Source organism: Brevibacterium moorei (genome assembly GCF_024580735.1).
Taxonomy (GTDB): Bacteria; Actinomycetota; Actinomycetes; order Actinomycetales; family Brevibacteriaceae; genus Brevibacterium; species Brevibacterium moorei.
Genome location: NZ_JANIJX010000048.1, coordinates 1 through 5,705 on the forward strand (window position 1 = coordinate 1; position 5,705 = coordinate 5,705).

At 58.4% G+C, this 5,705-nt stretch carries 6 protein-coding genes and 1 pseudogene; 2 read left to right on the forward strand and 5 right to left on the reverse strand.

Going from position 1 to position 5,705, the window contains the following annotated elements; translation table 11 throughout:
* Window positions 1–190 precede the first annotated feature (190 nt).
* The 5 genes and pseudogenes from NQ034_RS15915 to NQ034_RS15930 form a co-directional block, all read right to left on the reverse strand.
* Window positions 191–544, reverse strand: a complete 354-nt coding sequence (locus tag NQ034_RS15915) for an AMP-binding enzyme (RefSeq protein ID WP_257050002.1) — start codon at window positions 542–544, stop codon at window positions 191–193.
* A 151-nt stretch (window positions 545–695) separates the two neighbouring features.
* On the reverse strand, window positions 696–947 hold the full coding sequence (locus tag NQ034_RS15920) for a hypothetical protein (RefSeq protein WP_257050003.1): 252 nt from the start codon (window positions 945–947) through the stop codon (window positions 696–698).
* 28 nt (window positions 948–975) lie between these two features.
* A pseudogene (locus tag NQ034_RS16520) lies at window positions 976–1,548 on the reverse strand (AMP-binding protein); the annotation flags it as partial.
* 265 nt (window positions 1,549–1,813) lie between these two features.
* Window positions 1,814–2,587: an enoyl-CoA hydratase-related protein gene (locus NQ034_RS15925; protein ID WP_257050004.1), complete on the reverse strand. Its 774-nt coding sequence runs from the start codon at window positions 2,585–2,587 to the stop codon at window positions 1,814–1,816.
* A gap of 12 nt (window positions 2,588–2,599) precedes the next feature.
* Window positions 2,600–3,457 (reverse strand): enoyl-CoA hydratase/isomerase family protein, encoded by an 858-nt coding sequence (locus NQ034_RS15930; RefSeq protein ID WP_257050005.1) that lies wholly within the window; start codon window positions 3,455–3,457, stop codon window positions 2,600–2,602.
* Between the two features lie 137 nt (window positions 3,458–3,594).
* On the opposite strand from NQ034_RS15930, the gene NQ034_RS15935 reads away from it, so the two are divergent.
* Window positions 3,595–4,209: a TetR/AcrR family transcriptional regulator gene (locus NQ034_RS15935; RefSeq protein WP_257050006.1), complete on the forward strand. Its 615-nt coding sequence runs from the start codon at window positions 3,595–3,597 to the stop codon at window positions 4,207–4,209.
* 143 nt (window positions 4,210–4,352) lie between these two features.
* Window positions 4,353–5,582: a beta-ketoacyl-[acyl-carrier-protein] synthase family protein gene (locus NQ034_RS15940; RefSeq protein ID WP_257050007.1), complete on the forward strand. Its 1,230-nt coding sequence runs from the start codon at window positions 4,353–4,355 to the stop codon at window positions 5,580–5,582.
* Window positions 5,583–5,705: the final 123 nt, after the last annotated feature.

A 5,705-nucleotide genomic window follows, 5' to 3' on the forward strand; every position in this document is an offset into this window, starting at 1 on the left:
GCTCAAGCCGATCGTCGAGACTAGTGTGACGATCGCCGGGCACACGATCGCCGCGGCCGACCCCATCACCGAGGCTGCCGCCTATATCCGCGACGCCGTCACCCCGCCAGGGTAACTAACGTTGTGGAAGTCAGGTCGGAGTCGCCGGAACTGTGGTGGAAGGACTTTCGGCTACAGCAGCTTGAGGCGGTCAACCGGAGAAGTACGTTGAGCGTATATCGCTGCGTCGGGTCTTGCCTGCTGGATCGTATAGCGAGGCTTGAGCGGCGATGAGCTGGTGAGGTCGTTTGTTTTTGGACAGTCCATCTGCCAGGAGCTGCTCGAACCCCTCCGGTATTCCCCCATCTTTCGTCTGCACCGCCAGGATGGGGACCTTTCCTGATTCCGCATCGTCAAGACCGACGCAGCAGGAAGATATGACTTGAGGGTGCAGATTGCTTACGGACTCAATCTCTGCTGGGAACACATTCACGCCGCCGACGATCATCATGTCCGATCGCCGGCCGCTGGGATAAATGTATCCGTCCTCATCCTGCCATCCCATGTCTCCTACGGTTTCCCACCCGTCATCGTCGACTTCGGCGACAGCGCCGAGGCATCGGCATCGCGCCTCATCCATATCTCACCGACAAGTCCAGTGGAGAGTTCGTTACCGGCGGGGTCGCGTATGCTGAAGGCCCCACTGACCGGACGTCCTACGGAGCCCGGGTGACTGAGCCATTCGCCGCCTGCTGCTCGGTTGCTGCGAATATTTCATAGATGGCGTCGACCCCCAGCCAATCGATGAAGGCATGTTTGAGCCATGGCGGGCATGGCGCGGCAAGATGGACGAGCTTTCGCAGGCTGGACACGTCGTATGCCGATTGTGTTTCTTCGGGAAGTTTCCAGATGCGCTGCATCATGGTCAGTACCATATAGGCCCATGCAACGTGCTCCGAGTTGATCAAGGGGCAAGGCTCCTTCCGCATCGAAACGATCCATGAGTACGGCCTGCAGTCCGGAAACCAGGCTTCCTGAGACAGCGGTGAAGGGAACGTTGTGGTACAGCGGTGCGGTCATAAGACAGGCCCCACTTGTAGGAAGCCGGGAGAGTTCGATCAGGCCTTGGAAGCTAGCCGGCATACCAGGGCTGCCTGAAGCTATTACCTTGGGGTTTCCAGTTGAACCTCCTGATGTAGGCGCTTTGAGAGCAGGTGCGGACACGGAGACGAGTGGGTTATCGGGCAGATCAGCGGTCCCGTCGAAGGATCTCAGCCGGTTCACGGACACGGATCTGTCGGTGTCGTCGAACACAAGAGCAGGTGCGGCAAGATCGATCAGGGCGTCGATCTCACGCTGTACGAATATGCTGGAAACCGGCATCGGAACCGCTCCGATCTTAAGTGCGGCGATGGTAGCCACTGGATACTTCAACGGTTTCGATGACGCGATGAGAACGAAGTCGCCTCGTCCAACTCCCATGGATGCGAAAAGACGTGCAACGCGATTCGTCAGGGCCTCAAACTCGGCATACGTCAGTCTCTCGTCAGAGGACACGAGTGCGGTCATTCCGCCACGTATTTCGGCTAGATTTGTTGAATGTCTGCTTGTGTTGCACTGCGGTGGCGGTCTCGGGTTGGCTCACGGTTCCGTCCCTCTCGATTGCAACTTTGCTCTCGTCTGTATGGCGGGAATAAATTTCGTTCTTTTTTCTATCACACGTTGGGTGACCGCCGCGCGGCCCCAGCGGCGTGGAAGGCACATGTCTCCTACGCGTGCTTTTCTCATCTGCGAAGCCACTCCATCTTCTCGAAGGACTGGCTTCTGTCCGCAGCTATTTCCCGGAAAATACGGGCCGGCGCTTGTTTAAGAAGGCATCTCCTGCTTCGACGGCATCGGCGCTGAAACCGGTGGCGATGTGCCGTGGGGCCTCATGCCGCATTGCCTCGGCGAACTGGAGATTGTGGGCGTCATTGAGATTGGCCTTGATCCCGGCCAGTGCCAATGGAGGTGCGTCTTCGAGTGTCGTAACGATTGCTGCGACTTCCGCTTCGAAGTGCTCGGACGACAGCACTTTAGTGGCCAGTCCGAGTTCGTAGGCGCGAACCGCTGAGACCTTCTCATTGAGGTATAGGAGTTCAGCTGCTCGCGCGGCGCCGATAAGCCGGGTCAGTGACCAGCTAAGACCGAAGTCCCCACTCATCCCAGCGGTGAGGAACGCCGAACGAAACACTGCCTTTTCGTGAACCAGGCGGAGGTCGCAGGCTGCGGCGAGTGCAAACCCCGCGCCTGCAGCCGCACCGTTGACTATCGCGATGGTAATGGCGGGACCTTCACGCAGCAGCTCCGCGGCACGTGTATGGTAGCGCAGGTTGTCGATAGCTCGGTTTGGGTGAGAACGATCGTGAGTTTCTGTGAGGTCTCCACCCGCACAGAATGCCTTGCCGCTGCCGGTGATCGTGATGATGTCGACGCCGGAGTCGTTGAGGTCTTCAAGGGCAATGGTGAGTTGGTCGAGAAGCGCATTGCTCATCGTATTCATGGCATCTGGTCGGTTGAGAACGATGCGCGCGGATTTTTCGGAGCGCTCGACGATGATTTCTGACATGTGTTTCCTTCCTTATTTGCCTTCATACTCTGGGACTCGGTGTTGTTTGAACGCGGCAAGCCCTTCATCTGCATCCCGCGTATTGTTGGCAATTTGGCAGGCGAGCTCGGCCGTCTGAAGCGCTTGATCGAGCGTCTGATCGGTGGCGCTGTGTACTAGTCGAGTCAGGAGGCGCGTGGTTATGGGCGCTGTTGAGGCGATACTCTCGCAGAGTGCAAAGACAGTGCTTTGCAGTTCATTCGGCTCGACGACTGAGGTGACCAAGCCTCTATTGGCCGCCTCGGTCGCGGAATAAGTGATACCGGTGAGCATCATCAAAAGGGCCTGGTCGGCGCCCATGACGCGGGAAAATAACCAGGCGCCGCCTTCGTCTGGTAGCAACCCGACTTTACTGGCTGGATCGCCAAAGGTGGCAGTAGTGTCTGCGATTCTCAAGTCGCAGGCTAACGCAAGTGCTAATCCGCCGGCGGTGCAGGCCCCCGAAATCTGTGCAATGGTCGGCTTATCGCAGGCTTGCAGAGCGCGGATCGCGCCGTGCATACCGTTGCGCACGACGGTTGCGTGTCCAAGTTGGTCGTTGTGTCCTGTGCTGTATTCCTCAGCTGACTTGAGATCGCCTCCCGCACAGAAGGCCGTGTCGCCGCCGGTAATGATGAGCGACCGGAGACTTTCATTGATCCCGAACTCTGTGATGGCTTCAGCCAGTTCTTGGGCAGTGCGCGAACGGTATGCGTTCCTCACATGTGGCCGCTGGATCGTGATGACTCTAGTGGCAGGGGTACGGTCTTCGATAGTGATGTCGTGCAACGGGGGATGAGCGCGCATCGCCTGCCCAGTTGGATCGTTTTCGTGCGAACTCAGAGCACTCATGTGCTACACCATCCTTCAGCGATTGGTCGGCTTCCTTGCCGATGGCATAACTGTACATGATGTCAATAATCGACGGGTACCATGAAGTCGAGGTGCACACTGTAACCGAGAGGGATGATCGAGAGGGATGATGTGGGATGCCGAAGACGCTCGATGAGCTGAGCGCCAAGGGTCGGGAAACCCGGACTCGAATCATTTCGTCTGCGCAGAAGATATTCGAACGTGACGGATTCGTCAGTTCGCAGGTATCGGACATCGTGAAAGATGCAAATGCTGCGTACGGTACGTTCTACACATACTTTGATTCGAAAGAAGCGGCGTTCGCCGCCGTCATCGAGGCGCAGGAACGGGAAATCGCCGGTGCGGCAAACGTCTCGTCTGCTCCACATGCTACGGTGCGAGAAGCCGTAGAGAGCTCGAACCGAGCCTACATAGAAGGCTATGCGCGACATACGCGGCTACTGGCGGCCTGGTTGGAGGCTGCCGCGGTGAACAAGGTGCTGAGTGAAAAGCTGGAAGCGCTCACGGAGGCCAATATCGAACGTACCGAGAAGTCTCTGGCGCGGCTCAAGCGCCAGGGTAAAGTCGCTGCTGATATCCAACCCTACTATGCCGCCAGGGCCTTGAACGCCATGGTGATGCACTCCTCCATTCGGTTGTTTCGCGATGCCGCAGACGACGTCGACGTAGACGCTGCCGTCGACACCGTTACGAACATCTGGTGTAGGGGAATCGGGCTCGCCGAAGAGTGAGGCGCGGTTTGATGGGCTGATGGCGGCTCGGGCTTTCGAATACCCTTGGCGGCTCTCTTCTGGCACAAAAAATGATATTGACATCGACGTCAGTTCTGAACTAATGTTTTAGACGGGCGCCGAGCTGGCGCAGGAGTTCTGCGATGAGGGAGGACCAGATGCTGCAAGTTGCTATCACGGGACGGGGGGTCATCTCCAGCCTGGGAAACACGATCGGCGAGTTCAACGCCGGCCTGGACCGAGGGAAGTCGACAGCGGTACATGCACCGTGGGCTGACGAAGCGGGAGGCAATCTGTTCTATGCACCGGTCCGCGAGTTCGATCCGTCCAACTGGCTTGATGAGAGGACTGCGCGCGGAACAGACCGCTTCGCCCAATATGCAGTGGCAGCTGCTACCAACGCACTGGCCGATGCGGGCATCGACGAGCCTGACCCGTTGCGCACAGCTGTGGTGATGGGCACCTCAATGGCCGGGGCGCAAACGCTCTACGACGCAGACGCTGCTTATCGAGAGGGTGGCTTTGCTGCGGTACCAAGGAAAGTTCAGCTCATGGCGTGGCCCAATATGGCCGCTGGCCAAACCGCCCTGCGGTGGCGCCTCCATGGTCCGTTGCTTACGGTGTCGACGGCATGTGCGTCATCCCTCGACGCTATTGGAATCGCGGCACGCATGATTGAAGCGGGGCTTGCGGATACCGCAATCGTCGGTGGCACGGACAATGGGCAGGCCAAGATCAGTGGGATGGCGGCGGCGCAGTATGGGATGTCCCCGACTGACGTTGCAGACCCGACGAAGATCTGCATGCCCTTTGACGTCCATCGGAGGGGAGTCATCCCGGGAGATGGTGCCGGAGTCATTGTTCTGGAGAACCTGGCGCACGCTGAGAAGCGAGGTGCCCGTGTACATGGAATTGTGCGCGGCTATGCCTCACTGTCAGATGGATACCATCCTTCCTCCCCCGATCCGTCGGGGAAGTGGGAAGTCGAAACGATCCGAGCAGCGCAGATTGACGCTGAAATAGCGCCTTCCGAAATCGGGGCGGTGGTCGCCCACGGGACCGGAACTCCGGTGGGAGACATTTCCGAAATCATTGCGATCAACGAACTTTTCCCGCCAGAGGTCGCCGTAACTTCGCTCAAGGGAACGCTCGGGCATACAGCGGGCGCGGCGGGCGTTATGGGTGTGATCGCCGGCTTGCACACCATGGATTCTGGTACTCTGGCGCCGACGGCGAATACCACCGAGCTCGAACCCGAGGTGAGTTTTCGGGTGCCGTTAGGCTCTCCTTCTGCTGTGACCGGGGACGCCTTCCAGGTGAATGCATTCGGGTTCGGGGGCCAGAACGCCTCGTTGGTGGTAACGCGCGCCTAGCCTGGGTTTTTCATGGTGTGGGGTGTCCGGGGTGTGGATGAATAGGTGAAGGTGACCTCTGACCTGGGAAAATAGGACTTGTCTAGAGTTCAATTCCCGCAGAAGAAAGATCACCTTCGAAGT

Bases quoted from the DNA above. Each gene is read 5' to 3' on its own strand.
- NQ034_RS15915 (WP_257050002.1), bottom strand. From the start codon at position 544: ATGGGATGGCAGGATGAGGACGGATACATTTATCCCAGCGGCCGGCGA.
- NQ034_RS15925 (WP_257050004.1), bottom strand. From the start codon at position 2,587: ATGTCAGAAATCATCGTCGAGCGCTCCGAAAAATCCGCGCGCATCGTT.
- NQ034_RS15930 (WP_257050005.1), bottom strand. From the start codon at position 3,457: ATGAGTGCTCTGAGTTCGCACGAAAACGATCCAACTGGGCAGGCGATG.
- NQ034_RS15935 (WP_257050006.1), top strand. From the start codon at position 3,595: ATGCCGAAGACGCTCGATGAGCTGAGCGCCAAGGGTCGGGAAACCCGG.
- NQ034_RS15940 (WP_257050007.1), top strand. From the start codon at position 4,353: ATGAGGGAGGACCAGATGCTGCAAGTTGCTATCACGGGACGGGGGGTC.